This is a genomic window from Levilactobacillus angrenensis, from assembly GCF_003946085.1.
GTDB classification, from domain to species: domain Bacteria; phylum Bacillota; class Bacilli; order Lactobacillales; family Lactobacillaceae; genus Levilactobacillus; species Levilactobacillus angrenensis.
Window position 1 is genome coordinate 94,469 of the sequence record NZ_RHOB01000001.1, and the last position, 23,683, is coordinate 118,151.

Below are 23,683 nucleotides of genomic sequence, written 5' to 3' on the forward strand. Positions count from 1 at the left end.
CGTGACTACCTAATACAATGGTGAAAGCGGTTTACTATCCAGCTACTATTATAACGAATTAGTTGTCTAAAGCAACTAACCCGCTTGGTGAAAATTAATCGTTACAAGGAATAACTCAGGTCGTTATTCATTTGAGCGCCTAATTATTGCTTGTATACTAAACGACAAAGGGGGAATCATTCATGAAACAGCGGCCTATAAAAACTGGCTTAATTGCTTTCTTTGCTGTCATCGGATTCATTGGATTGGCCAATACTTCTGCTGACGCGAAGGTCGTTTGGACATTTGGTAATTCCGATAAATCAATCCAAACAGCACCTAAAGCCCTGCGTGGCACCTGGTACGGCTATCAATCTTCTTACGATAAGCACCCCAGTAAACTCATCATCAACAAAAAATCCTTCACCGTCGCAACCACAGCCGGTAAACGGACCCTAAAGTACGCAAAATCCTGGAAGACTGCTTCTAAAAGGAAAAAGCTGCCCAATGTCGATTTACGAAAATCCCGCTACCATTGGTATTACTTTGCCATTAATTTGAAACGAAACTGGGATCCACTAGCGTCACAAATCTGGTATGGCCAGGTTCTCCCCGTTAAGTACGGCCATCAAAAAGCCTTGGCCTACGTGCCCGTTGTCAGTGAAAAGGCCAGTCGCGTCACGCTATTGACTAAGAAAAAATACAAGCACCCGATTTACAAATCGGCCAAGCATATGACCGTGATTAATTTCTATGGTGGTAAATGATTTGATTACCGCCGTAAAACAAAGGAGCATTGCCAGTGATCGGTCAATGCTCCTTTATTATGACAAAAGACGCTCAACTCACTTCACCAATAACCGCACCATTTTACAAATTATTTCTTAAGACTTAACACCTACTGGTTACAAATTCCCCGCAAGATTCGTTAGTAAGGATATAGGATCCGATCACGCGACACAGGCACGACAAAAAAATAGCGCCAACCGCTGACACTCCCAGTCGGTTGACGCTATTTCTAAAATTATGAACGCGACTTCAAGCAACTCACGCCACTAATCCTCAATCTCACTACCAAAACAAATCGGCGTGTAGTAGGTAACACCGCCAACCGTGTAGAGGCTATCAAACACGTACACCTCGCCACGATCATCGTCATAGTAGCTTAGGTCCTGCGGCTGGTGCAGATTCTTAAGGGCCAGGCGGTACTGATAAGCGCCTTTCTTACCCACGCGCGTCGTCTTGATACCAGTTCCGGTCATTTTCGAACTCAGGTACAGGTAACGCGTGGCACCCTTGACCCGCGTTTTCTTGATTTTAGCCTGATGCAGCGGCTTACCCGCAAAGGCCGCGTCGGTCTGAACTTTAGCATTCCGCGCAATCAGCTCTACGTAGCCGTTAGTTGTGATCCGAAAGACCCGCTTTTTCTGATTATCCCCCTGCAAGGTGGCCTTGGCGCCGCCTAAATAGAGATCACCAGAACTGTAGGCTGGCATGTAAACCGGCCGTTTCACCTTTTTTAGGTGCTTCAATGCGTAAGAAACGGTGCCACCAGCCACATAGCCCTTTTTAGCGCCAGCATTAAGCAATTTTTCATTCAAATTGCCCTGACCAAATGTCAATTCGTTTCCCCACTTACCGTGTGCGAGTTGGTGTTTCGGCACAATCCACCCCGCCACAATGGTACCCTTAGGCAGTTTGATGGCCTTGGTGTATTGCCGCTTGCCATCTTTAGCTCGGTAATACGTCACGTGTGCCTTAACCGCCCGCGTCGCCCGGTAGTAAGTATCAATATTTAAATAAGAGCGGCTGACGGTGGTCCCCCCGATATTGACCGTCGCGTCCGCGTGAGCCGTCGTCTGGCTAGTACCGCCAATTAAGAGTGCTGCTAAGCCAATCAAGCCGGCTAAAAGCTGTTTTTTCATGTTCCTCATCCTTCCCAATCTTAAGCTTACGATACCACTCACGGTGAAAGGACGTCAATGACTGGTGGGTTGGCTAGAATAACAATCGCCACGACGCAAAAGCGCCCTGGACAACGAAGTCCAAGGCGTAGTCATTGAATTAGCGATTAATAATTAGATTAATGATTAGTTTCTATTTGTGGAACCAGCCAAGGTACGCGTAACTACTGGACCACGAGTTCTTATAAGTCACTTTACCGGACTTCTTCATCAGCTTCATATGAGAATTCTTTTTCGTTAACATGCCGCCGTTATGATACGTCCCTTTAATCTTATAGGTACTGGCCCCCACTTTCCGGTATTTCAGGTTAGACCAGTCCTCAGATGCCCATCCCGGACGACCAATACTCATTGACTTAGATTTGATGTTGAAATTAATAGTGACTTTTGAACCCCGATCACGGTAACTACGCTTCCAATTACCTCGAAGAGCTTTAGGCGTTCCTTTATGCCAAGTAGCTGCGTTCGCTGTGGTTGAAACCGTCCCACCTAACGTTACTGCTACCAATCCTACCATTGATGCTTTTACCAACTTGTTCATCACTTATGTCCCCTCCACCTTTTAACGTTGACTAATCATCTTTCACCCATACCTTAACGGATTTACCTGGTACTGTAAATAAACTTCGTCCTTATACTCTGCACGTAGAATGCATGCTTACTTTCAACCTTTAGCCACAATTAATTCAATCGTCAAAAAAGAGACCTATTTCTCAAATGGTACTTCCAAAGTCACCTTAACTCATTTGTCTGGGAGTAGCGTTTTCCCCTTTAGGTAGACAAGCAAACATCAAAAGTTTGTTTACCTAGAGAGGAGTTTTTCTATAACCTTTTACTTAGCAATCAATCCCACGAAAACCCCATCACTTATGATACGGACTCCCCTCATTAATCATAAACGCCCGATAAACCTGCTCCGTCAACACTAGCCGCATCAACTGGTGAGGCAGCGTGAAGCGGCCAAATGAGATCTGGGTGTCCGCGCGCTTCAGGACGGCCGGTGTGAGGCCCAGGGAGCCGCCAATGACGAACGTGATGTCTGAGTGGCCGTAGGTGGTCAGGTCTTTGATTTCCTTGGCGAACTCCTCCGACGAGCGCTCCTTGCCTAGGATGGCCAGCGCGTAGACGTATTCGCGGTCCTTGATCTTACTTAAGATGCGTTCCCCCTCCGCAGCCATGACCTGGTCCATTTCAGCTTGCGAAAGATTTTCCGGGGCCTTTTCATCGGGGACCTCGACGATTGAAAATTTGCAAAACCGTGACAGCCGCTTAGCGTATTCCGCGATGCCTTGCTTAAAATACTTTTCCTTCAACTTACCCACAACGACGAATTTGATGTTCATAATTCCGCTCCTTTACACAGGTTGTCCACAAAGTTATCCACAGGTGCATAATTTGTTTTCCTAGATATTGGGGGTCCTTCTGGCCGACCCCCCACATTTATTTTTTCGTAAAATGTCAATATAAAATTAGTTATCCACCGGTCCACGGCAAAACGTCCGTTCGGGCTATCCGCTTACAAACCGCATGGTTATCAGGTTCTGACACCCTAATCACACCAAAATCTTTTTCTATCCACAGTTATCCCCACTGCCTGTGGATAACTTTTACACCGGTTCCATTGCCGGTCTCTTCCTGTTCATAACTTTTCCACTTCCTATTGTACCCTTTTATCCCCCAAGTTATCCACAGCTTTTTTCGCCATCAGTTTTGACCCTGAATTACCGCCCGATGTCGCTGACTTTTCGTTCGTGAAAGTTACCAGCGGGCACGTTTTCATTTCGCCTAATCTCCTCCTAAACTTCGGCTTTTCATCAAATAGCTTACCATAGACAAAAAGCGCCCGCTGGAAAAATCCGCGGACGCTTTCATTTTCGATAACTTATGATTCTGAGGTCGCTGACGTACTGCTCCGTAATTGTGATGAGGTTTCGGTCAGTTTGATGTTGCCGGTCTTCTTCTTACCGTTGTGGTAGTAGGTCACGGAGACCGTATCATTTAATTTGTACTTGTACAGGATGTCCCGTAGCGTGGATTGATCAGAAATCTGGTGACCACCCAAGGCCGTGATGACATCGTACTTGGTCAGGCCGGCCTTCTTCGCTGGTGACCCGGCGCTAGCGCTCATGACCACGACCCCGCTTTCCACACTAGATGGCAGCTTCAAAATCGATTTCTGTTGGGCACTGGAAACGTTGGCCAGGTCCACATAGGTGATTCCTAATGCGGGCCGCACGACTTTCCCGTTCTTGACTAACTGATTGATGATGTTGACGACTTCGTTCGATGGAATGGCAAAGCCCATCCCCTCAACACTAGTCCCTTCCGCATCACTGGCAATCTTCGACGAGGTGATCCCGACGACTTGGCCGCCGACGTTGATCAACGCCCCACCAGAGTTCCCCGGGTTGATGGCGGCATCGGTCTGGATGACCGTGGCGTTCCCCGTTTGCGTGCCGGAGGAGTTGGTCGTTTCAATCGTCCGCTTCTTGGCGGAGATGATACCTTCCGTCAGTGACGTTGCGTACTGGCTACCCAGCGGCGACCCAATGGCCAACGCGGTTTCGCCGACCTTAACGTTGTCGGAATTCCCAAATGACGCCACGGTCTTCAAGTCCGCACCATTGACCTTCAAGACGGCCAAGTCGGTGACGGAATCTTTCCCGACCAATTTGGCCTGGAGTTGCTTACCCGAACTGGTGACGACCCGTAGTGCGGACGAACCGGACACCACGTGGTTGTTGGTCACGATGTAAGCCGTGTTGCCACTCTTCTTGTAGACGACCCCGGACCCTTCGGAAGCTTCTTCCAATTCTGACTTCGACTTGGAACTCGAACCAGAAGACTCTTGCCCGAACAGCTGGCCTAAAGTACTACTACTGCTATTTTGCTTTTGTAAATTGATCACGGAAACCATGGCACCCTTGACCTTGTTGAAGGCCTTGGTCGATTGGGTAGACACATTGACCGTCACATTAGACGTCGACGCGTTGCCACTCTTGTTGCTGCCAGTTGGCACCGCCGTATCGTTGATGCCACTGTTATTGAGGTAGTTGATACCGCCGTAAGCGGCACCCCCACCTAACAGACCGGCGACCAGCGCCGTCACTGCCACCTTGGTTAAGGTCAGGCCACCCCGCTTTTTAGGTGCCGGAGTAGGCGTTGGAGTTGCTTGGTTATCGTCATTCAAATTATTATTTTGATTATTATTGTTGTCCATCACATTGCGCTAACGCGCGAACCCTCCCATTCATCGGTCAGTGGTTTAGCCCGCCGACCGGTCGTTTTAATAGCTTTTATACTAACGACTGAGTATGAATTTTTCTTGATGATTCGGTGCTGAAGTCCTAAAGTTTACCAAAACTTATACTGCCGCAACCTACAAAGCGACTAAAGGTGTGGCCTCTTCCGGATTGGTATCGATCAACTGGAAATCATGGCCGACACCAAAATCGCGGTTCTCCATCATGGAAGCGACGGTCAAATGGCACAGCGACTGCATGTTGTTGTGCAGACTCCGGTGCCCCAGGTAGATTTTCTTGGTGCGGTTCCCCAAGACATCCATCAAGGCGTCGGCGCCTTCTTCATTGGACAAATGCCCCTTGTCACCGAGAATGCGTTGCTTCAGTGGCCAAGAATACTCGCCCATCCGCAGCATTTCCACATCGTGATTGCATTCCAACAAGTAGGCGTCGGCGTCCTTGATGACCCCTTCGACGTGCTCGGACACGTAACCCGTGTCGGTCAGGATCACAAACGTTTTACCATGGTAGTGAATCGCGTAAAATTGCGGTTCGGCCGCATCGTGGGAAACGGCAAAACTCTCGACGTCAATGTCGCCAAAGGTTTGAACCGTGTCTGGCGCAAAGATGTGCTTTTGGGCCAGGTCAACTTTGCCAATCTTACCAGCCATCGCGTCCCAGGTCCCGGCATTGGCGTGAACGTTCAACTGTTCATACCGCCGCGCCAAGATCCCCACGGCCTGACGGTGATCCGAGTGTTCATGGGTGACCAGTAAATCATTGACGTCGCTCATGCTACGATTGATATCGCCCATTAATTTTTCAATTTTCTTGCCGCTGAGCCCCGCATCAATCATGATCCGTTCGTTGGGACTCTCCACGTAGGCCACATTGCCCGTACTTCCGCTCGATAAAATGCTAATGCGCAAGTCATCTGCTACTGCTGTATCCGTTCGCAAATCCAATTCGACCTCTCCTTAAATTCAATACCGTTATCATACCGCATTTCACCGGTCTTGTAACTAATATTAATCGGTTAATGCTAAGGGTTACTTTACTGCGCCAACAGAAACTGGCTAAGCGCATTACCATAACGCCATTCATAACGATAAAACTAGTTACTAAAGGTTGAAAGATGAAAATTAGCTAGAACCATTGTCACCATGCAACTGATGGTACAAAAATTAGTCGTTTACAGCTTCGTAGCGAGAACTGGTCGCCTACCGTCCGCCAAGCGTACTAGTAACAATTGGTCTAGCCCCAGGTAGCGGCTGATTTGACAACTGTCTATAATTAACACAATGTCGCTGACAATCACCACCCCGCCGGAGGCAGCCAGGGTGGAGCCAGCTGTGGCGACGGTGTTGGCTGAGGTTTTGTCTCAGCCTACAGCGTGGGACGACTTTGGAGACTTGCGATTTTGGCAAGGCTTCAAAGCGAACCGGAAGCCCGTTTCTCAGGCTGGAGGTGTTCCCCATAGCAGGCGGAATCCCTGGCTGACGCAGGCTCCTGGTTTCGCTAATCTTAGTGGGCAAAACGGCGTTACAAATAAAAAGACGGCTCACGGCCGCCTCTTCGCTGCTATTTATTTAGGTTTTAATCACTAGTGCTGGAAGTCCCGCTCACGGTCTTCACGTTGCTATCCTTGGTCAGGATGGCCCCAGTGAAGGCGTTAACGTGTTTCAGCTGAAGGACGCCAGCGTTGTTGCCGCTATTGGCCTTGACGGCGATGACCCAAGTTGGGATGTAGACGCTACTGTTCTTCAATGTGAAGTAACGGGTATAGGCCAGCTTGGTCCAAACGATCTTCGTGTTATTGGCAATCTGGTTATATTGATACAACCAGATCAAGGCCTTACGCTCCGAAATCGTCTCCGTCTTTTCTCGCAACGTCGCGACATTGGCCAAATAGCCTTGCTCGTAACCCGTGACTTGGCCGTCATTGGTCAGGCTGAAACGAATTTCACCATATCGCGAATAAATCTGCCCATCCGTGACGTGTTGCGTGTAGACCACCGTGTTGCTGCTGGACAACTGCTGATTGTAATAGTAGTTTGTCCCGTTTAAGATCAGTGCCCCGTTGTTGACCACAGTATCCAGCGTCTTGTCCGGATGCTTCGGGTCCACCCCGGTGATCGGGGTCTTAAACGTCGAAGCAATCGTGCCATCCGTATGATACCGAACGGTTTGATCACTCAGACTCGTCAGACTACTCTTAATGCTATCGTCGTTGCTGGTGGAAATGTAGTAGCCCTCGCCGACCTTTTTAGAGGGCGTGCTGAAGGTAATGTCGTCCGCTCGCATTTCCTTGATGATGGTGGTATCGCTATCGGCCGAACGGGCTGAAGTGGTATCGGTCTCACCGGATGTATCGCGCTGAAAGGCTGCGAACAAGAAGATATCAATGACAATGAACGCGACTAGAAATAACCACTCGATGCGGCGAAAATCCATGCCAGACCGCCCTCCTTTTTGACCGGTTTATTGCTGCTGCTTCAACAGTTGGTTATAGGTTTTCCACCCAGCTCCCCGGTAGTAAACGTACCAGGTTGGCGTCAGGTTGACCACCTTATCCGAGGAGGACGAGGCCAGCCACTGATAACCCAACTGTACCGTAACGATTTTCTTTTGACTGTAGCCGGCTGCCGTGAGCTGGTCAATGACCCGCTGTGTGCTCGGCAGGCTCTCAGCTTTTTTGTCCGTCGGTACTGGCACTTGCAGACTGTACAGCGAGAAATTATAGCGCCGGACCCCTTGCGACAGCATTTGAATCCGCGCCGCACCATAATTACTTTGATTGAAGATCGGGAACCCTTCAACAAAGCTACGGTAGGTCACGGTCGAGTTGCCCTTGTTGTACCCGTAATAACGCAGGTTCTCCATCGGAATCCCGATCGATTTGACCGCATTGTAGCTCGCCGTAAGGGCCTGACTAAAGGTAAACGACGACTGTAGCGCACTGTAGTCTTCGTACAAGGCCGTTCCCCGTTTGTTGTACACGGTCAACTGCCGCGAAGCCCCGTCGCTATAAATCGTGTTATCTTTATTCTTCTTGGCCGACACATTGGTCGACTCCCCTTTGTTCAACAAGCGCGTCGTGAAATAATCCGTCGACTGGTGGTTGACCAAATAACTGTAGGCTTGCACCGTCACGGTATTGGTGACGTACGGCATGGCCGAGTCATTTAGCCACTGCATCTTCACGTTGATACGAAAGAGATTTTCTTTTAGAATCTTACGGATTGCGCCCAAATCACGCTTGCGCACGGTCACGCGGTAGACCTTTTGGCCCTTGTCATCCAATAGATACAACGCCTTGGTGTTGTCCAGTGGAATCATGATTCGCGAGAACTCAGTCGACACCCGCGCCAACCGACTGCCGAACACGGTATTGAACAATTTCACATTGACCGGCGCCGAGTAGGACAGCAACAGGCTGTTCTTGGTCGTTAGGTAGCGCAGATAATCGGCTTGTGAACTGGTCCGTAACCGCCGAATGCCACCCAGGTCCCATTTCGACAGGGCCTCGCGTACTTCCGTCGTCAGGTTAACTTTCCGGTTGTTCAGCAGTTCCTGATTGCCGTTGGCGTCAGTAGACACGACCTGCGTTGGCAAATACACATCCTTTTGCGGCCGCGTATTGAGTTCGGTCGTGGGCGTGTTGGAACTACGCTGCCGGCTCCGCTCGTATTGCGCGGGGTTCGTCCAGATCATAGCCGATAACGCCACACTGACTGCCACGGCTAGGGTCAACCCTAGTGGTAGAAATGCTTTAGTTATCTTCATCCCAGAGATCCTCCTCATCATACGGCTTATAAGGCAAGGAAATGTAGAACGTGGACCCGCGGCCTTCACGACTATCGACCCAGATTCGGCCGCCCAACATTTGGACGACTTCCTTAGAAATCGCTAGCCCCAGACCAGTCCCACCTTGGGCCCGTGAACGGGCTTTATCAACGCGGTAGAAGCGGTCAAAGATTCGCGGAATATCTGCGCGCGGAATCCCCAACCCTTGGTCAGAGACGCTCAAAATCACGTTGTTGTGGGTCTCCAATAAGCGCGCCGTGACGACGCCCCCATCTGGCGAGTATTTAATCGCGTTATTCATCAGGTTATCCAAGACTTGCGTAAAGCGGTCCGTGTCGATTTCGACCCAGAGATCCCGCTTGGTGAAGTCTCGTTTGATGGTGTAAGTCTTTTCTGGCTTGTCGTCTTGCTTCAACATCATGTCAAAGCGGTCCAAGACATAATTGAATAATTCATTCAAATTGACCATTTCCAGGTCAACCTTTTGCGTTCCGGAATCCATTCGCGACAGCGTCAACAGGTCGTTGATCATCCGAATCATCCGGTCCGTTTCTTCCTGGGTGACCTTCAAGAACCGTGGCGCCACCTCAGGATCCTTCCAAGCCCCTTCGGACAAGGATTCGATGTAGGCCCGCACACTGGTCAACGGCGTCCGCAATTCATGGGACACGTTGGACACGAATTCCTTACGGTCCTGGTCGATCTTCTGTTGTTCCGTGACGTCATGCAAGACACAGACCAGACCAGAAATAAAGCCAGACTCCCGTTGAATCAAGGAGAAGTAAGCTTGTAAGATCAGGTCATGTTCCTTAGTCGAAAAGTCCAAGACCAAGTCGTCGGGGTCTTCCAGCAATTCACGCAACGTATAGTCGTCCCGAATATCTAGGAGATCCAAAATGGACTTGCCCACGGCATCGTCGGGTTCATGATCCAGAAAGCTACTAGCCGTTTCGTTAATGATAGTCACGTTACCACGGCGGTCGGTCGCAATCACCCCATCGGTCATGTGCGCCATGACGGAATCTAGCCGCCGTCGCTCGGACTCAGTGGATTCTTGCGCCTCTTCCACCCGCACAGACAGGTTGTTCACGGCACTAGCCAGTTGTCCCAGCTCATCGTTACCGTAAACGTGGACGTGCCCGGAGTAATCCCCGCGGGCGATACGCAACGTTTGTTTCTTCATTTCATCGATTGGCCGGGTTATTGCCCGGGAAATAATGATGGCCATGACCAGTCCCAAAATAATTGCCACAAACATCGCGGAGACGTAGATCAGCGTGATTTGGTTAATGTTTTGGTAGACCGAGTCTAGACTCGAGCGCATGTAAATAACCCCGACTAACTCGCTGTTATTTCCCTGGGTCCAAATCAACCGTGTAATCGTAGTGTAGTAGCGACTGTTGTTCTGCGAATTATAAGTCGTCCGCACGACATCACGGTTATTGTAGATGGCGTTCTTGATGTTGTTATCCGTGGTTTTCTGGCCCACGATTCCCTGGTTATCGACTTCATTGGTCCCACGAATGGTCCCCTTGTTGTCGATCACCCGAATCTGGGCGTTATTGGTGTTATTGATTTCAGACAGCGTTGACTTGATCTGCTTATCACTCTTCGTGGTATTGGTCGTCGTCAACTCATCAGACAAGCGATTCACGATATAGGTCTGCACGACCTGTTGGGCTTTAAACGTATTTAAGTTTTGCCGCTCCAACTGGCGGACAAACACGGCGCCAACGATCTCCAGCGTTAAAAGTAGGAGTAGCGCGAAGACCAGCGCGATTTTAAAGTGAATCGACTGGAAAAATTTTATTTTACTATTCACGAAGTCACATACTCCTCAATGCGAGATTTAGCGTTGCCGCTAGCTTAAGCTTGGTCGGAATCTGGGTTGCGTAGGTAGTAACCGACACCCCGGCGTGTGACCAACCAGGTTGGGTGGCTGGGAGCATCTTCAATCTTTTCCCGCAGCCGCCGGACCGTCACATCGACCGTCCGCACATCGCCGAAGTAATCGTAACCCCACACCGTTTGTAACAAGTGTTCCCGGGTCATGACTTGGCCAATGTGTTGGGCCAGGTAGTGTAAAAGTTCAAATTCCCGGTGAGTCAACTCAATGTTGGCCCCCCGCTTAGAAACGGAATAGGCTTCCGGATGAATCGTCAGGTCACCAATCTCAATGTCTTGGTTTTCTGGCTCTTCAGGTTGGGCGTGTGCCGCGGTATTTTGCCGCCGCAAGTTTGCCTTGACCCGGGCAACCAATTCCCGGTTCGAGAAGGGTTTGGTGACGTAATCATCGGCCCCTAATTCCAGACCCAAGACCTTATCCAATTCAGAGTCCTTGGCCGTGACCATGATGATTGGCATGTCGTGCTTCTTACGAATCTCGCGGGCAACTTCCAGCCCGTCGACCTTAGGCAACATGAGATCCAAGATCACCAGATCGGGGTTCCCCTCTTCCACCTGTTGAATGGCGGCTTCACCGTCGTAGGCTACATCAACTTCGTAGCCCTCTTTTTCCAAATTAAACTTCATAATATCTGTAATAGGCTTTTCATCATCGACAACGAGAATTTTCTTAGGCATAGTAAAAATTTCCTCCTTAAGGGAAATACAAGCGAATCCGGTAATTGCAGGATTACCGGCAGGCCGGCCATTGGGTGTCACTTTACCACCGTCAATGGGGCCACTCCAGTTAGTGTTTTCAGTTTTATTTCATCGTTTAAAGTCAAGGAATAGTGGGGAACTCTTAGTTGTCCCCCGTGGTACTCAGGGGCGTTGCCCGGCCTGATAAGGTTCCAGTGCCGTTTCGCGCAACGCTACTTGAATTATAACACATCATGAAGTTTCTTTCAGTCCTAGTCCACCAAGGATTTAAGGTTGTTTTAACCCGGTATTTCCCGGGAAATACTGGTTGTTTATGAACAAATAGCTTGCTTATGTTAATTATCTTTGCTGATTTTCATGAAAGTCTGCGGTTATTTCTCAGGTTGCGTTCGATTCTTACATTTTAGCGGCAATTCTTTTGCAATTACGTAACGTGATTTTAACGAGTTTTTTTGACTGGCTGGGAAGTAAATCGTGCCTGGAAATTTTGGGTTGGGAAATATTTTGGCAGATTGCCTGGAACCGGCTCGTGATTTTAACGTCTCTCTTTTTAATCAGTTAATTCTGATAACCCCCGAATTTTGTGTTCCTCATTTTCAGCGACTGCGCAGCGGAAAAATATTTTCAGCGCAAAATCTACCAGCAGACGGGCCAATTCCCTGAAAAAGTCCCCAAATTAGGGAATTTCAAAAAAATCTCAACTTTTTTTGCCCCTCGGTCAGCCGCCAGTAGGCCCAAATCACCGTGAACGAGCCTTTTTTCAAAAAAAGTTGAAAAAATTTTTGTCCCTCACAAAAATAATGATAATCCGCGTGAAACCGGGATTTCTCACCCCAAAAAATTGATAAAATACCCAGTTTTTTTGAATAAAAATCAACTTTTTTCGCAAAAGGGGTTGCGCACCCCCTGCCCGCATGATATGATAGTTCTCGTTGATATGGAAGACATACAACAGCAACAAATCAATCACATGGGCAGTTAGCTCAGCTGGCAGAGCAACGGACTCTTAATCCGTGGGTCCAGGGTTCGATCCCCTGACTGCCCATCACTTACTAATCAGCTTTCACGAAGTTAACTTCGTGGTTGCTGATTTTTTTGTATCATTAGGTAATAAATATCCGCTACATTTAATATCTATTCATAACGGGCCTTGGCAACGATGTGTCCAGCTATCTGCTATCTATAGGAGAAACGCTACGGAAAACTTGTCGAGGTGAGTCGTTTTGGAACAGCAACAGCAGAAGAATCGGATGTCTTATCGGGTCGTAGCGTTGATCATCGGCCTAGTGTTAAATGCGTTTGGCAATGCCTTGAGCGTCGCCGCTAACGCCGGTAGTGGAATTTGGACCGCCGCGGCCGTCAACATCGCCTATTGGATTCACGGCAACGTGGGGGTCATCTTACTGATTGTGGGGATCTGCAGCGCGCTATTGAACCAGCTGCTGATTCATCAGGTCGATATTCCCCGCTTCGTGGGGGAAGTCGTCTTCATTTCCTGTTTCAGCTACTTTATTGATATTTTTGTGGCAATGTTTACCAAATGGGGTATCCCCGCACTGGGGATCGGGTGGCGCATGCTTCTCAGTATCTTAGGGGTCACGATCTTCGCCTGCTCGATTTCGATTTACCAGCGGGCCAACCTCATCATGCACCCCAACGATGACACGTCCAACATCCTGCGATTCATGTACCTAGGCGGCCGGGCCACGGCGTCACAGTTCGTTGACTTCATCCCACCGATCGTCATGATTGCCATTTGCTACCTATTTACCCGACAGATCTATTCCGTAAACGTCGGCACGCTGTACTCTATCCTCTTCAACGGGGTCATCATTGCCGCCTCGGATAAGCACATCATGCCGCATCTGTACCACAACTTTCGGGTCTCTCATTAAGATAATTGTAACCGGCATTCTCGCTATGAGGATGCCGGTTTTTTAGTGAAAGTGGTGTCAAAATTAAATTTGTGAAGCGCTGAATCCCTTGGCGCTCTAAGGAATTCCGCTACAAAATTATTTATAAGCGATTTCACTAGCTTTCTGGATTAAATTCCCGTATTCTAGCAAAATAAGGGAGGAATCACTAGCCATGAATGAAGTTGAATTGACGCACGACGCCCTAATCTTAGAGGCGCTCAACGTGCTTGCCCAAAAGTCACGCATCACCCCCAGCGCCCTGTTACTTTTAAATTTCCCATTCACCGACGCCCAACTGACCGGTCTCGATCAATTCCTGAATCGAAGTCTCTTCCAGCGCCAGGCGCTATCCGCGCAAGACGTTGCGGAACAACTCCACCAGTTACGTCCGGAAATGTCGGCCAACGACTACCATTTCCTGGCACAAGACCTTATCAAGGCTTGGCAAAAGGAAGACCGCTACCACGGCCTGGTTTTCGCCTAGGCTGGACAACCTGCTGATCAGAGACTAAACTTACCTAATAAGTGGGCTGAACTATTTAACAATCTTTATTTTAAACGACTGGTTCATCCCAACTGAATTGGGAAAGGATCCGTCAGCATGCACAAAACACTCATACTTCTCACCGGCTGTCTCGTCCTCCTAGGGGGCATTTCTGCCCAGGGGGCTACCAAGAACCCCACGCCGGCTAATAAGTACCGTTACGCCGCCAAGAAGGCCGCCTATTACAATAAATCGACCAGCAAGTACTACCGGTCGATCTGGACCACGGCGCGCAAGACCTGGAATCAGTCCAAGGCCTTCACCTGGTCAGCCACCAAGAATAAAAAGTCCCGCTCCTTTACCACCACCGTGGCGAAAAACTCGGGCATCTGGACTAACGCGACCGGGATGGCCTATAACGGACTGGCCTTTGACAAACAGGGCCACCAGACCGGCGCAGCCATGTATCTCAATCGTACCGTATTGAAGAAATACCGTTATACCAAAAAGCAACGCACGCACGTGGCCATTCACGAAATGGGGCACGCTTTGGGGCTCAGCCACAACAACGCCGGCTCAATCAGCGTCATGAACCCGTCTAACCGCGTCCATAGTCTGCGCAACGTTGACATCAAGGGGGCCAAGAAGGTCTACACCACCCCCATCAGTCCAGCCAAAGCGCTAGCGACCGCGGCGAAACCCAGCCTCACCGTTGACCATCTAAAAGATTACTCCAACAATATCAGCGGCGTTGAACGTCTGGTCCACGATGCGGGCACCATCGTCGAGGGCACGATTATCAAAAGCGTGCCTCATCACCGCGCGCCAAAGAACTATTACACGACGCAAACCATCCGCATTGCCGATAAGTTCAAGGGCCAAACCGGCCAGACACTGACCTTTACGCAAGGGGGCACGCCACAGATGGCAGTTACCGATAGTGTGGTCCTGCATCCGGGCGAAGACGTCGTGGTCATGTTGGGCCGCACCGCTGCCGGAAAATACTATGCTATCAACGACGGTCAGGGCCTGTTTCTCGACACGCATACCAGTAACGGTCATGAACTCTTTGAACACGTTTCCGACCACGTGTTGTACACAGAAGATATGTTGCACTAGTCCAAAAAGCAGCCGCTCCGGCAAAACCCAGAACGACTGCTTTCGTTTACGCAAATTATTTGTGCCAGTACTGCCAAGCGGCTTCAATCAGGTCAATCACCGCAAACAACGCAATGAATCCGACGATGGCCTCCCCGAATAAGACGCCATAATCGAGCCAAAACAGTTCGCCTAAGGTGACGAGGTCCACGACCCCTTTCACCAGAAAAACCGGTACTAACAAACACAAGAAAACCCCTAACAAATCCGCCGTTTGGACGATCTGTTCCTTTAACAAGCGTTGAAACTGCATCCCCGCGCCTCCTCTAGACTCGTACCGCTGGCCCCAATTTAGCGCCTTCCCCGCGCTATCCCCAAAATTAAGTGGTCAAATCATTCTTTGTCTATGAGTATACACTCGTTTAATCTGTAAACACCAGCCCGACTATTCGCTTCGTTCTAAAAAAGCCGTTCCGCCCAATCGCGAAACGACTTTTCTCTACATGAGTCTATTTCCAGTAGGCATACTTGTACTGAGCGTCACTCATCATGGTGTACTTCAGCCCACCCACGGAATCGGAAACCAAGTGTGCTTTGGCTTGTTGGTACAGTGGTACGAGGCCGGCTTGCTTGGTCACATAGGTGTCTGCTTGCTTCAGCAGGTCCCACCGTTGTTGGGTCGTGTGATTAGCCGTGTCATCAGCTTGCTTCATCAGGTTGGTGAAATGAGCATTATCCCACTTGGTAAAGTTCACGGAACTGGTCCCGTCAGCCATTTGCAAGAAGTCAGCGGGGTCCCGCCAGTCAGTCGTCCACCCGTCGAGGTCGATATCAAAGTTTCCCGCGGCCCCCTTGGCAATCTGTTGGGCCAGTGGCATGGACTTGATGGTGATCGACAGCCCCGGCATGTACTTTTGGGCTTGTTGTTGCAGGTATTGGGCAACGTGCTTTTGTTCATCAGTGTCTGCCGTCAACAGTTCCAAACTAGCTTTCTTGATGCCCAATTCTTGCTTGGCTTGATTCCACAATTGCGTCGCCTTCTTGGGATTGTAGCTCAAGAGGTTGCCGACGTCTGCGGTAAAGTCTTTGCCCGTCGTTGGGTCGTCGCCATCACCGGTCGGAATCAGACTCTTGGCCGCGGCCGACCCATCTTGGAGCACATTTTTAGTCAATGCTTGCCGGTCGACCACGTAGGAGAAGGCTTGCCGAACCTTGGTGTTATGCGTCACGGTCTTCTTATCGTTAAATTCCAAGAACCGCATCGAACTGTTCAGCGTCGTCTTCAGCTCGGGATTGTTGGCGTTTTGTTTGATGTACTGACCAGACAGGACCGTTTCTTGGACCTTACCGGACTTGAATAAGTTGGCGGAGGTCCCGGGATCCTTGACCACTTGCACATTGACCTTGGCGATCTTCACGCTCTTAGCGTTCCAGTAATGTGGGTTCTTCACGTAAGACCAGCTATCAGCCGAGCCGCTCCAGCCTACCAACTTGTAAGGTCCTTCCGACATGGTCTTAGCAGCGCTAGTCCCGTACTGACTGCCATATTGCTTGAAGAGGTCCGTCTTCATCGGGTAAGCTGCCGTCGCTAAGATATCAGGCAACCAGGGTTGGGGTTGCGACAAGGTCAACTGTAAGGTCTGCTTATCCAGTGCCTTAGCGCCCAACGCGGACGGTGCCTTCTTGCCGGCTTGGACCGCATCATAATTCTTTAAATATTTCAGCTTGTTGGCAACTTGCGACTTCGACTTGGGATTGACCTGCCAATCAAAGGAGGTCACAAAGTCTTGGGCCGTGACCGCATCACCGTTAGCCCATTTGGCACTCTTCTTGATCTTAAACGTATAGACCGTGCCGTTATGGGTCGGCTTGACCACCTTTTCAGCCACGCCGGCCACAACCTTGCCGTTCTTATCCAGTGTGTAGAGCCCCTCTTCGGTCTGAGCAATCAGACTGGAACTGTTACTGTCACCCGAAATGGCTGGGTCAGCCGTTGCTGGATTGCCTACCATCGTGACATTCAACGCCTTGTCATCACTACTTTGGGCCTGCGTCGTGCCACAACCAGCCAATGCGGTGATGGCCATGAATCCCAATCCTAATCCTAAAAGTTTTTTCATATTGTTTACCCCTCAATTTTGTCGGCGCCTCATCAAAAAAGTCGCCCGTCCTCGTCGACCATCTCTGGCCAACAAGGGCGAACGACTCGCGGTACCACCTTGTTTTATCTCTCAGCGTGCTTGTGCACCGTGCGGTAATGGGCACGACCCAGGCGCAGCTAGTCATTTCACCGCGCCGACTTCCAGATGCGCTTCACCCGTACGTTTGATCCGGCTCTCATCATTCCGGACTCGCTGAGCAAACAGTAGCGGGTTACTCCTTCTGGCAACGTCTTCTTGATTGATATTAAATTTATCATCATTCATTTTATTTGTCAATTCTTTTATAAACATTCATTTTTATGTATATTTTCTGAATAATCGCGTAAAAAAAGGACCATCCCGCGTCACCGTAGGATCGTCCTCTTGTATATTTGCTGCAAACCGCTGTAAATTGGCCCGCAAATTTTTTATTTATGCATGTCTTGTTGCCGATGGCCCTGTGTCACGGTCGTCGTTTGCCGACTCACCGTTTTACCGGCCTGACTCGTTGTCGTTTGCGTCTTGACTGCCACGTGCCCCTTGCCAGTGGTATCCAATTGCACGGCCGTCTGCCCAGAAGCCGGTTGGACGACCGAATCCGTCACAGTGGACTGACTTTGCGGTACCTGACTGAAGAGCAAGCCCCCAGCTACTAGGCCCAGCAAAATGCCACTGATTCCCCTTGTTTTTTTTGTCATGTGCTGTCCCCTGATTTCCCTTTTGTGCGTAATACTTCCTCTTAGTCAATTATACACCCAAAAGGCAAATAACCTACTTATAAATTTCCACATTCTGACGGTTGCTGGTAATCACCAGCCCATTGGCCCCTAAAATCACCAGGTTGGCTACCGCAGCGATGATAAACAACAGGGTGTAGGACCCATGATCGATGACCAAGCCCCCGAACAGTGGCCCAAACGCCTTGCCCACACTGGCCCAGGCGTTGGCCATGCCTTGGTATTTGCCTTTGACCGCGTGCGGCGTCAGACTGTTGACGATGGCCGGAATCGCTGGAAAGGCTGTGGCCTCGCCCATTGTCAAGATGACCATTGCCAGGACAAAATGCCCGTAGTCTTTGGCAAAAATCAGCGTCGCAAAGGACAGCGCCACGAAGAAGATCCCCGCATAGACCTGCAGGTACAGGTTGCTAAAGAAATTGGCCAACCAATTGAGCACGGCTTGAAAGACCACGATCAGCCCGGCATTGATGGTCCACAACAGACTGTATTCCCGCATTGGAATGCCCATTCCCGTCATATACACGGACAAGTTCGAGACCCACTGTTCATACATCACCCAGATAATGACCAGCGAAATGAAAAACGTCAGCATGATCCGTTGGTTCGGCCGCGGAATCGTCACCACCTGCGTCTTCTGGGTCACGACCTGACGGTGCATCACGGCCGGCGCGTGGTAACAGGTCACCACGACCGTTAAGAAGCACACAAACAGGCTAGCCGCAATCACGAACAGCAAAGTCACGCTCACACTATACACGAAGCCCACCAGTGCCGTCCCCAAGACGACCCCCAAATTTTGCGCAAAGTAGAGCATGTTAAAAATATAGCGCCCATCACGACTGTGAATCGTTGTCCCCAGTGAGTTGACCATCGTCAGGGTCCAACCGGAAGCCAGGCCCAAAAAGATCAACGAGATGGGAAACGCCGGCCAGCCGTGATGAAAGATCAAGCTCACCAGCGTGACCAGTGAGATCGTGACGCCACCCACAATCAGATAAAAGGGATTGTAGCGGTCGAAGAGCCGCCCCCCAATCACGCTACCTACCACGTTGGCTGAAGAATACAATAGGAGGATAATGCCGACCGCGGTCAACGAGGCCCCCAATCGGTTATGCATGTAAATCGTCGTCAAGGGCCAAATAAAACTCATCCCGATACTACTGAACAAGGCGCCTAGCAGTAACCAGCGGAGTCGAATTTCGCGCATAAGCCGCCTTCTCTCTAAAATTAAAATTCAATTAGATTAATCTTAACATATTTCACCATGCCAACACTATCCCTTCGCGACGAGTTAATTGCTTTTTTACAACCACGTCTCGTAAACTAACAATGAGAGGAGCCCTTAACGATGACAATTTTACTGATCAATGGCAGTCCCCGTAAACACGGCAACACCGCAACGCTCGGGGAACGCTTCTTACATGACTATCCCCACACGACCATCCACCTCGCTGACCACCCGTTGCACTTTGTCCAGGACCACCGTGACACGGCTTTACCGCAACGTGATACGACGGATGACTACGAGCAGTTGATGACGACCTTTGCGCAAGCCGACGATATCGTCTTGGGCACGCCGGTCTACTGGTACGGCATGACCGGCCAGCTCAAGGTCTTCATGGACCGCTGGTTTGACAGCTACACCAACGACTTTGACTTTGCTGGCAAACGCGTTTACCTGTTAGTCGTTGGTGCCGATGCGCCTCAGACCAAGGCCCTCGGTATCACCCAAGCGGTCCAACACTCTTGTGAGTGGTTGAAAATGACCTTTCAGGGGACCGCGACAGTGACGGCTGACGGTCCTGGCGATGTCGCCGCCATGACGGACCTCCCTGGGAGCTATTGGCAACTAGCCGCCAAGCTCCACGCCCAGGTCTAATGTGTTTCACGTGAAACAAAAATGCTCGTGACCACCGCAATTGGGCGGCTCACGAGCATTTTTCTATTAAATTTTAAACGGTATAGTTTTCATCCATGATGAGTACAGGCTTAATGACCTCACCGCTGGTAGACGCTTGGTCCGCCGCATTGATGTCGGCAAATTTAAAGGTCTTTTCCAGCTTATCAAATGGATACAGGCCCTTTTGCCAAAAGGCAATCAGTTTCTTGATCTCAATTTGTGGGACCGCGTTGCCCATCAAGACTCCGACCACGGATTTTTGCGTGGCAACCAGGTCATTGAATGGCACCAGGTCCAGTTCCTTTTGGGAAACGGCCAGTGGCGCGAAGACCCCATTGATGCCCATCGCCTCGACGGCTTGCTTCATCACTGCGGATAAGCCGGTCGTGTCGACCGCATAGTCCACACCCTTGCCAGCCGTGAGGTCCTTGATGGCTGCCACAGCGTCGACTTCTTTGGAGTTGACCGTGGCCGTCGCCCCGATTTCTTTAGACATGGCCAACCGTTCTGGCACGATATCTACGGAAATAATTTGGGAACAGCCGGAGATCTTGGCGGCCATCAATGCGGCCGACCCAACGGCCCCCGTCCCAAAGATGGCTATCGTCGAATTCGGTTCTGGCTTCAAGGTATTGAAGACCGTTCCCGACCCCGTCACGAAGCCACAACCCAGTGGGCCGACCTTCCGGAGATCAACGTCCTTGCCCACGACCGTGACGTTACTTTCTTGAACCAACGTGGTCGTACTGAAGGAAGCCTGGTTAAACATACTCCCCAGGCCCTTGCTGGTGTCCGCCGTGTCCGTGAAGACGGGCTTGCCATTCGGCCGCTTGCCACTGCCCATGTTCAAAGGCACCCACTGCTCACAGGAAGCAGGTTGCCCGGCCAAACAGTGATCACACGTGCCGTCATAAGCGTACGACAATACCACGTGGTCGCCCACGGCCACACCGCTCACCGCGGAGCCAACCTTTTCCACGATACCAGCACCTTCGTGGCCCAGGACGATGGGTAATGGTAAATCGCCGGCATCGCCGACCCGCACGGCTTCGTCACTGTGACAAATTCCGCTCGCAACAATGTGGACCAAAACCTCCTTAGGCCCTGGTTGGTCGTCCACCAACACATTTTTTACAACGAAGGGATCGTTTCGTTTTTCAACAACTGCTGCTTGCACTTCTTTTGCCATTTGTTCGCCACTCCTTTTCACTTTTGGTAACGCTTACATCATAACGGATTTTATGCACAAACGTCAAGAACTATTTTTGTCATATGTGCCTTTACGCGCATAAAAAAACCACCGCTCGGGGAAAGCGATGGTCATCGGAGTAGGGGTAACGTCATTATATAAGAATGACGTTAACTATTTTTTCATTATTCCAGGGGAGGAGGAGTACATGAAAAAAGATTGTTAATCTTTGGTAGAAGCAACCGATTGGTTAACTTCTATGCTTCATATACTAATGGGAAAATATGATGAAACTGTGAACTTTCTGGCACACTCTTATGAATTTTAAATATGTGTACTATTGAATTCATTATAACCTTAGTGCCCCAAGGGTTTTGGTACGCAAGTAATTTTAACAAACTCCCCATTTTTCCCCGGAAATTTCGCTGATTTTTGACACTTATGCAGCCGTAAGCGGTTTATTCAAAATTTTATACAAAAAAAGAGTTTGGCTCAGCCCGCCAAACTCTAACTCGTCGAACCAGACGGCCGCGGACAGCCGTCTGGGCTTCCGCACGTTCTGCATTACTGTCCCGGTGTATAGGCCACCGAGGAAAACTTGTTAAATGACTTCACGAAAAGCAATTTGACCGTTCCCCGCGGACCCGACCGGTTCTTTTCAATAATGACTTCGACTTCGCCGACATCTTGGTCGCCCTCTTCACGGGGGTCACTGTCGTTGTCGCCACCGCCGTCCTCGTCACCTTCTCGTTCGTAGTAGTCATCCCGATACAGGAAGGACACGATGTCCGCATCTTGTTCGATCGAACCGGATTCCCGAATATCAGACAGCACGGGCCGCTTATCTTGTCGCTGTTCCACCCCCCGTGAGAGCTGGGACAACGCGATAACGGGCACGTGCAATTCCTTGGCCAACTTCTTCAACTGCCGCGAAATATCAGACACTTCTTGTTGCCGACTTTCGTGGTTGGTCCCTTCGATCAGCTGCAGGTAATCGATCACGATCAGGCCCAGGTTTCCTTTTTCCTTGGCTAATCGCCGACATTTGGCCCGAATCTCGGTAATCTTGTTACCGGCCGTATCGTCAATATAAATGCTGGCCTTGGCCAAACTGCCCATCGCCACGATCAGGTTTTGCCATTCCTCTTCGGATAGCTGCCCGGTTCGCAAATGATTGGCGTCGATGGAGCCTTCCGCACACAGCATCCGGTTGACCAGCGACTCGGCACTCATTTCCAAACTGAAAATGGCCACGGTCTTGTCCGTCTTGGTCCCGACATTTTGCGCAATGTTGAGGGCAAAGGCGGTCTTCCCGACGGCTGGCCGGGCGGCTAAAATCATCAGCTCGTCGTCATGCAAGCCGGTCGTCATCTTATCCAGCTCCGCGTACCCGGTCGATAACCCGGTGATCACGTCGCCTTGTTCCGATAATTTATTGATTTCTTCAAATGAACTGTTCAAGACATCGCGAATCGGCTTGAAGCCCGACTGGTTGCGCGTCTCCGCCACACCCATGATGTCGCGTTCGGCGTTGTCCAATAGGTCCGCTACGTCGCCATCCTGTTGATAACCCTGCGTGGCAATGTTCGTCGCCGTTTGGATTAGTCGCCGTAAAATGGCTTTTTCTTGAACGATTTTTGCGTAGTACGTGGCGTTGGCCGCCGTGGGCACGGACCCTGCCAGTTCGGCAATATAGGTGACCCCGCCGACGTCGTCCAACTCATTTTTCGACGTTAACCGATCGGTGATGGTGACCACATCAATGGCTTCATCCCGGTCGTTTAAATCGATCATCGCTTGGAAAATAATCTGGTGTTCCCGGCGGTAAAAATCCTCTGGGGCCAGGTATTCCAGCGCATCCACCAACGCGTCGGTACTCAAAAAGATCGCCCCTAAGACGGCCTTTTCGGCGCTGAGGCTTTGTGGTGGTGTGTGATCTGTTAGAACGTTATTATCCATGCTGTTTGATTACCTCTTTAGAAAAATCACCGACAGAAACTAGACTTCCATTTTACCATGGAATGGGGTCACGAGCGAATCTAGTGCCTGGCTATTTTCGCGCAAAAAGGCCGCCCAGAACGGACGACCTTCCCTTGAATTTATTTTTGCTTAGCCACGACGTGAACCCGAATCTTGGCAGTCACGTCACTGTGCAATTTCACTGGCACGTTGGTGAAGCCTAAAGTCCGGATTGGTTCAGGCAGCTCAACTTTGCGTTTATCAATCTTTAAATCGAATTGCTTTTGTAAGGCTTGAACGATTTGCTTACTAGGAATCGACCCAAACAACCGGTCGTCTTCCCCGGCCTTGGCCACGATTTCAACCACCGTTTTATCGGCTTCCAAATGCTTTTGCAATTCCTTAGCTTCGGCTAATTCTTCAGCTTCGCGGCGTTGTTCCGCTTTACGTTCGGCATTTAACTGACTCATGGCGGATTGGTTGGCTTCCTTAGCCAATCCCCGCTTGATCAGGAAATTTTGGGCGTAGCCATCGGGAACATTCTTGATTTCCCCGCGCTTACCTTTACCGCGAACGTCTTTCACAAAAATAACTTTCACGTCGTTCACTCCTCACTTATTCCATATCTAAATATTATCCTACGCCACCTCACGCCCAGAA

General features: G+C 50.1%; 21 protein-coding genes and 1 tRNA gene. 6 read left to right on the forward strand and 16 right to left on the reverse strand.

The window, feature by feature from the left end:
- Positions 1 to 182: 182 nt before the first annotated feature.
- The gene (locus tag EKM83_RS00410; protein WP_125574679.1) at positions 183 to 746 is read left to right on the forward strand and encodes a hypothetical protein; all 564 of its coding nucleotides are present in this window, start codon (positions 183 to 185) and stop codon (positions 744 to 746) included.
- 288 nt (positions 747 to 1,034) lie between these two features.
- Here the strand turns inward: EKM83_RS00410 and EKM83_RS00415 are convergent, their stop codons facing one another.
- The 9 genes from EKM83_RS00415 to yycF all read right to left on the reverse strand — a co-directional run bounded on the left by EKM83_RS00415 (position 1,035) and on the right by yycF (position 11,575).
- The gene (locus tag EKM83_RS00415) at positions 1,035 to 1,904 is read right to left on the reverse strand and encodes a hypothetical protein (RefSeq protein ID WP_125574680.1); all 870 of its coding nucleotides are present in this window, start codon (positions 1,902 to 1,904) and stop codon (positions 1,035 to 1,037) included.
- 172 nt (positions 1,905 to 2,076) lie between these two features.
- Positions 2,077 to 2,484: a hypothetical protein gene (locus tag EKM83_RS00420; protein ID WP_125574681.1), complete on the reverse strand. Its 408-nt coding sequence runs from the start codon at positions 2,482 to 2,484 to the stop codon at positions 2,077 to 2,079.
- 322 nt (positions 2,485 to 2,806) lie between these two features.
- Positions 2,807 to 3,286 carry a 23S rRNA (pseudouridine(1915)-N(3))-methyltransferase RlmH gene (gene rlmH / locus EKM83_RS00425; protein WP_125573817.1) on the reverse strand — a complete coding sequence of 160 codons (480 nt, stop codon included), beginning with the start codon at positions 3,284 to 3,286 and terminating at the stop codon, positions 2,807 to 2,809.
- Positions 3,287 to 3,825: 539 nt separating this feature from the next.
- Positions 3,826 to 5,163 (reverse strand): S1C family serine protease, encoded by a 1,338-nt coding sequence (locus EKM83_RS00430; RefSeq protein ID WP_225418596.1) that lies wholly within the window; start codon positions 5,161 to 5,163, stop codon positions 3,826 to 3,828.
- 159 nt (positions 5,164 to 5,322) lie between these two features.
- Positions 5,323 to 6,150, reverse strand: coding sequence for an MBL fold metallo-hydrolase (locus EKM83_RS00435; protein ID WP_125574683.1), 828 nt, complete (start codon positions 6,148 to 6,150; stop codon positions 5,323 to 5,325).
- A 631-nt stretch (positions 6,151 to 6,781) separates the two neighbouring features.
- Positions 6,782 to 7,639: a two-component system regulatory protein YycI gene (locus EKM83_RS00440; protein ID WP_125574684.1), complete on the reverse strand. Its 858-nt coding sequence runs from the start codon at positions 7,637 to 7,639 to the stop codon at positions 6,782 to 6,784.
- Between the two features lie 27 nt (positions 7,640 to 7,666).
- On the reverse strand, positions 7,667 to 8,971 hold the full coding sequence (locus EKM83_RS00445; RefSeq protein WP_125574685.1) for a YycH family regulatory protein: 1,305 nt from the start codon (positions 8,969 to 8,971) through the stop codon (positions 7,667 to 7,669).
- Positions 8,958 to 10,814 (reverse strand): cell wall metabolism sensor histidine kinase WalK, encoded by a 1,857-nt coding sequence (gene walK, locus EKM83_RS00450; protein ID WP_125574686.1) that lies wholly within the window; start codon positions 10,812 to 10,814, stop codon positions 8,958 to 8,960. Before walK ends, EKM83_RS00445 begins: the two co-directional genes overlap by 14 nt.
- 44 nt (positions 10,815 to 10,858) lie before the next feature.
- Entirely contained in the window at positions 10,859 to 11,575 is a 717-nt protein-coding gene (gene yycF / locus EKM83_RS00455; protein WP_048733642.1) for a response regulator YycF, read from the reverse strand.
- Between the two features lie 993 nt (positions 11,576 to 12,568).
- Between yycF and EKM83_RS00460 the strand changes: the two genes are divergently transcribed.
- The 4 genes from EKM83_RS00460 to EKM83_RS00475 all read left to right on the forward strand — a co-directional run bounded on the left by EKM83_RS00460 (position 12,569) and on the right by EKM83_RS00475 (position 15,115).
- Positions 12,569 to 12,641, forward strand: a tRNA-Lys gene (locus EKM83_RS00460).
- Between the two features lie 178 nt (positions 12,642 to 12,819).
- Entirely contained in the window at positions 12,820 to 13,491 is a 672-nt protein-coding gene (locus tag EKM83_RS00465; protein WP_225418597.1) for a hypothetical protein, read from the forward strand.
- A gap of 193 nt (positions 13,492 to 13,684) precedes the next feature.
- Positions 13,685 to 13,996: a hypothetical protein gene (locus tag EKM83_RS00470; protein WP_125574687.1), complete on the forward strand. Its 312-nt coding sequence runs from the start codon at positions 13,685 to 13,687 to the stop codon at positions 13,994 to 13,996.
- A 117-nt stretch (positions 13,997 to 14,113) separates the two neighbouring features.
- Positions 14,114 to 15,115, forward strand: a complete 1,002-nt coding sequence (locus EKM83_RS00475; protein ID WP_125574688.1) for a matrixin family metalloprotease — start codon at positions 14,114 to 14,116, stop codon at positions 15,113 to 15,115.
- Between the two features lie 55 nt (positions 15,116 to 15,170).
- On the opposite strand, the gene EKM83_RS00480 is transcribed toward EKM83_RS00475, so the two are convergent.
- The 4 genes from EKM83_RS00480 to EKM83_RS00495 all read right to left on the reverse strand — a co-directional run bounded on the left by EKM83_RS00480 (position 15,171) and on the right by EKM83_RS00495 (position 19,182).
- Positions 15,171 to 15,407, reverse strand: coding sequence for a hypothetical protein (locus EKM83_RS00480; protein ID WP_125574689.1), 237 nt, complete (start codon positions 15,405 to 15,407; stop codon positions 15,171 to 15,173).
- Positions 15,408 to 15,603: 196 nt separating this feature from the next.
- Positions 15,604 to 17,214, reverse strand: a complete 1,611-nt coding sequence (locus EKM83_RS00485; protein ID WP_125574690.1) for a peptide ABC transporter substrate-binding protein — start codon at positions 17,212 to 17,214, stop codon at positions 15,604 to 15,606.
- A gap of 449 nt (positions 17,215 to 17,663) precedes the next feature.
- On the reverse strand, positions 17,664 to 17,933 hold the full coding sequence (locus EKM83_RS00490; RefSeq protein ID WP_125574691.1) for a hypothetical protein: 270 nt from the start codon (positions 17,931 to 17,933) through the stop codon (positions 17,664 to 17,666).
- Positions 17,934 to 18,006: 73 nt separating this feature from the next.
- Complete coding sequence (locus EKM83_RS00495) at positions 18,007 to 19,182, reverse strand: MDR family MFS transporter (protein ID WP_125574692.1); 1,176 nt, start codon at positions 19,180 to 19,182, stop codon at positions 18,007 to 18,009.
- Positions 19,183 to 19,323: 141 nt separating this feature from the next.
- Here EKM83_RS00495 and EKM83_RS00500 point away from each other — a divergent pair, with 141 nt between their 5' ends.
- Positions 19,324 to 19,854, forward strand: coding sequence for a flavodoxin family protein (locus EKM83_RS00500; RefSeq protein ID WP_125574693.1), 531 nt, complete (start codon positions 19,324 to 19,326; stop codon positions 19,852 to 19,854).
- A 73-nt stretch (positions 19,855 to 19,927) separates the two neighbouring features.
- Here EKM83_RS00500 and EKM83_RS00505 read toward each other — a convergent pair whose 3' ends face one another.
- The 3 genes from EKM83_RS00505 to rplI form a co-directional block, all read right to left on the reverse strand.
- Positions 19,928 to 21,064 carry an NAD(P)-dependent alcohol dehydrogenase gene (locus EKM83_RS00505; protein ID WP_125574694.1) on the reverse strand — a complete coding sequence of 379 codons (1,137 nt, stop codon included), beginning with the start codon at positions 21,062 to 21,064 and terminating at the stop codon, positions 19,928 to 19,930.
- A 564-nt stretch (positions 21,065 to 21,628) separates the two neighbouring features.
- Positions 21,629 to 23,023 (reverse strand): replicative DNA helicase, encoded by a 1,395-nt coding sequence (gene dnaB, locus EKM83_RS00510; protein WP_125574695.1) that lies wholly within the window; start codon positions 23,021 to 23,023, stop codon positions 21,629 to 21,631.
- Between the two features lie 140 nt (positions 23,024 to 23,163).
- The gene (rplI, locus tag EKM83_RS00515; protein WP_125574696.1) at positions 23,164 to 23,622 is read right to left on the reverse strand and encodes a 50S ribosomal protein L9; all 459 of its coding nucleotides are present in this window, start codon (positions 23,620 to 23,622) and stop codon (positions 23,164 to 23,166) included.
- Positions 23,623 to 23,683: the final 61 nt, after the last annotated feature.

What these genes read in the sequence shown, in the direction of transcription:
- dnaB (WP_125574695.1), bottom strand. Translation starts at nt 23,023, where the DNA reads ATGGATAATAACGTTCTAACAGATCACACACCACCACAAAGCCTCAGC.
- EKM83_RS00480 (WP_125574689.1), bottom strand. Translation starts at nt 15,407, where the DNA reads ATGCAGTTTCAACGCTTGTTAAAGGAACAGATCGTCCAAACGGCGGAT.
- EKM83_RS00415 (WP_125574680.1), bottom strand. Translation starts at nt 1,904, where the DNA reads ATGAAAAAACAGCTTTTAGCCGGCTTGATTGGCTTAGCAGCACTCTTA.
- EKM83_RS00445 (WP_125574685.1), bottom strand. Translation starts at nt 8,971, where the DNA reads ATGAAGATAACTAAAGCATTTCTACCACTAGGGTTGACCCTAGCCGTG.
- EKM83_RS00440 (WP_125574684.1), bottom strand. Translation starts at nt 7,639, where the DNA reads ATGGATTTTCGCCGCATCGAGTGGTTATTTCTAGTCGCGTTCATTGTC.
- EKM83_RS00430 (WP_225418596.1), bottom strand. Translation starts at nt 5,163, where the DNA reads ATGGACAACAATAATAATCAAAATAATAATTTGAATGACGATAACCAA.
- EKM83_RS00500 (WP_125574693.1), top strand. Translation starts at nt 19,324, where the DNA reads ATGACAATTTTACTGATCAATGGCAGTCCCCGTAAACACGGCAACACC.
- EKM83_RS00475 (WP_125574688.1), top strand. Translation starts at nt 14,114, where the DNA reads ATGCACAAAACACTCATACTTCTCACCGGCTGTCTCGTCCTCCTAGGG.
- EKM83_RS00490 (WP_125574691.1), bottom strand. Translation starts at nt 17,933, where the DNA reads ATGACAAAAAAAACAAGGGGAATCAGTGGCATTTTGCTGGGCCTAGTA.
- EKM83_RS00410 (WP_125574679.1), top strand. Translation starts at nt 183, where the DNA reads ATGAAACAGCGGCCTATAAAAACTGGCTTAATTGCTTTCTTTGCTGTC.
- yycF (WP_048733642.1), bottom strand. Translation starts at nt 11,575, where the DNA reads ATGCCTAAGAAAATTCTCGTTGTCGATGATGAAAAGCCTATTACAGAT.
- EKM83_RS00495 (WP_125574692.1), bottom strand. Translation starts at nt 19,182, where the DNA reads ATGCGCGAAATTCGACTCCGCTGGTTACTGCTAGGCGCCTTGTTCAGT.
- rlmH (WP_125573817.1), bottom strand. Translation starts at nt 3,286, where the DNA reads ATGAACATCAAATTCGTCGTTGTGGGTAAGTTGAAGGAAAAGTATTTT.
- EKM83_RS00485 (WP_125574690.1), bottom strand. Translation starts at nt 17,214, where the DNA reads ATGAAAAAACTTTTAGGATTAGGATTGGGATTCATGGCCATCACCGCA.
- EKM83_RS00470 (WP_125574687.1), top strand. Translation starts at nt 13,685, where the DNA reads ATGAATGAAGTTGAATTGACGCACGACGCCCTAATCTTAGAGGCGCTC.
- EKM83_RS00420 (WP_125574681.1), bottom strand. Translation starts at nt 2,484, where the DNA reads ATGAACAAGTTGGTAAAAGCATCAATGGTAGGATTGGTAGCAGTAACG.
- EKM83_RS00505 (WP_125574694.1), bottom strand. Translation starts at nt 21,064, where the DNA reads ATGGCAAAAGAAGTGCAAGCAGCAGTTGTTGAAAAACGAAACGATCCC.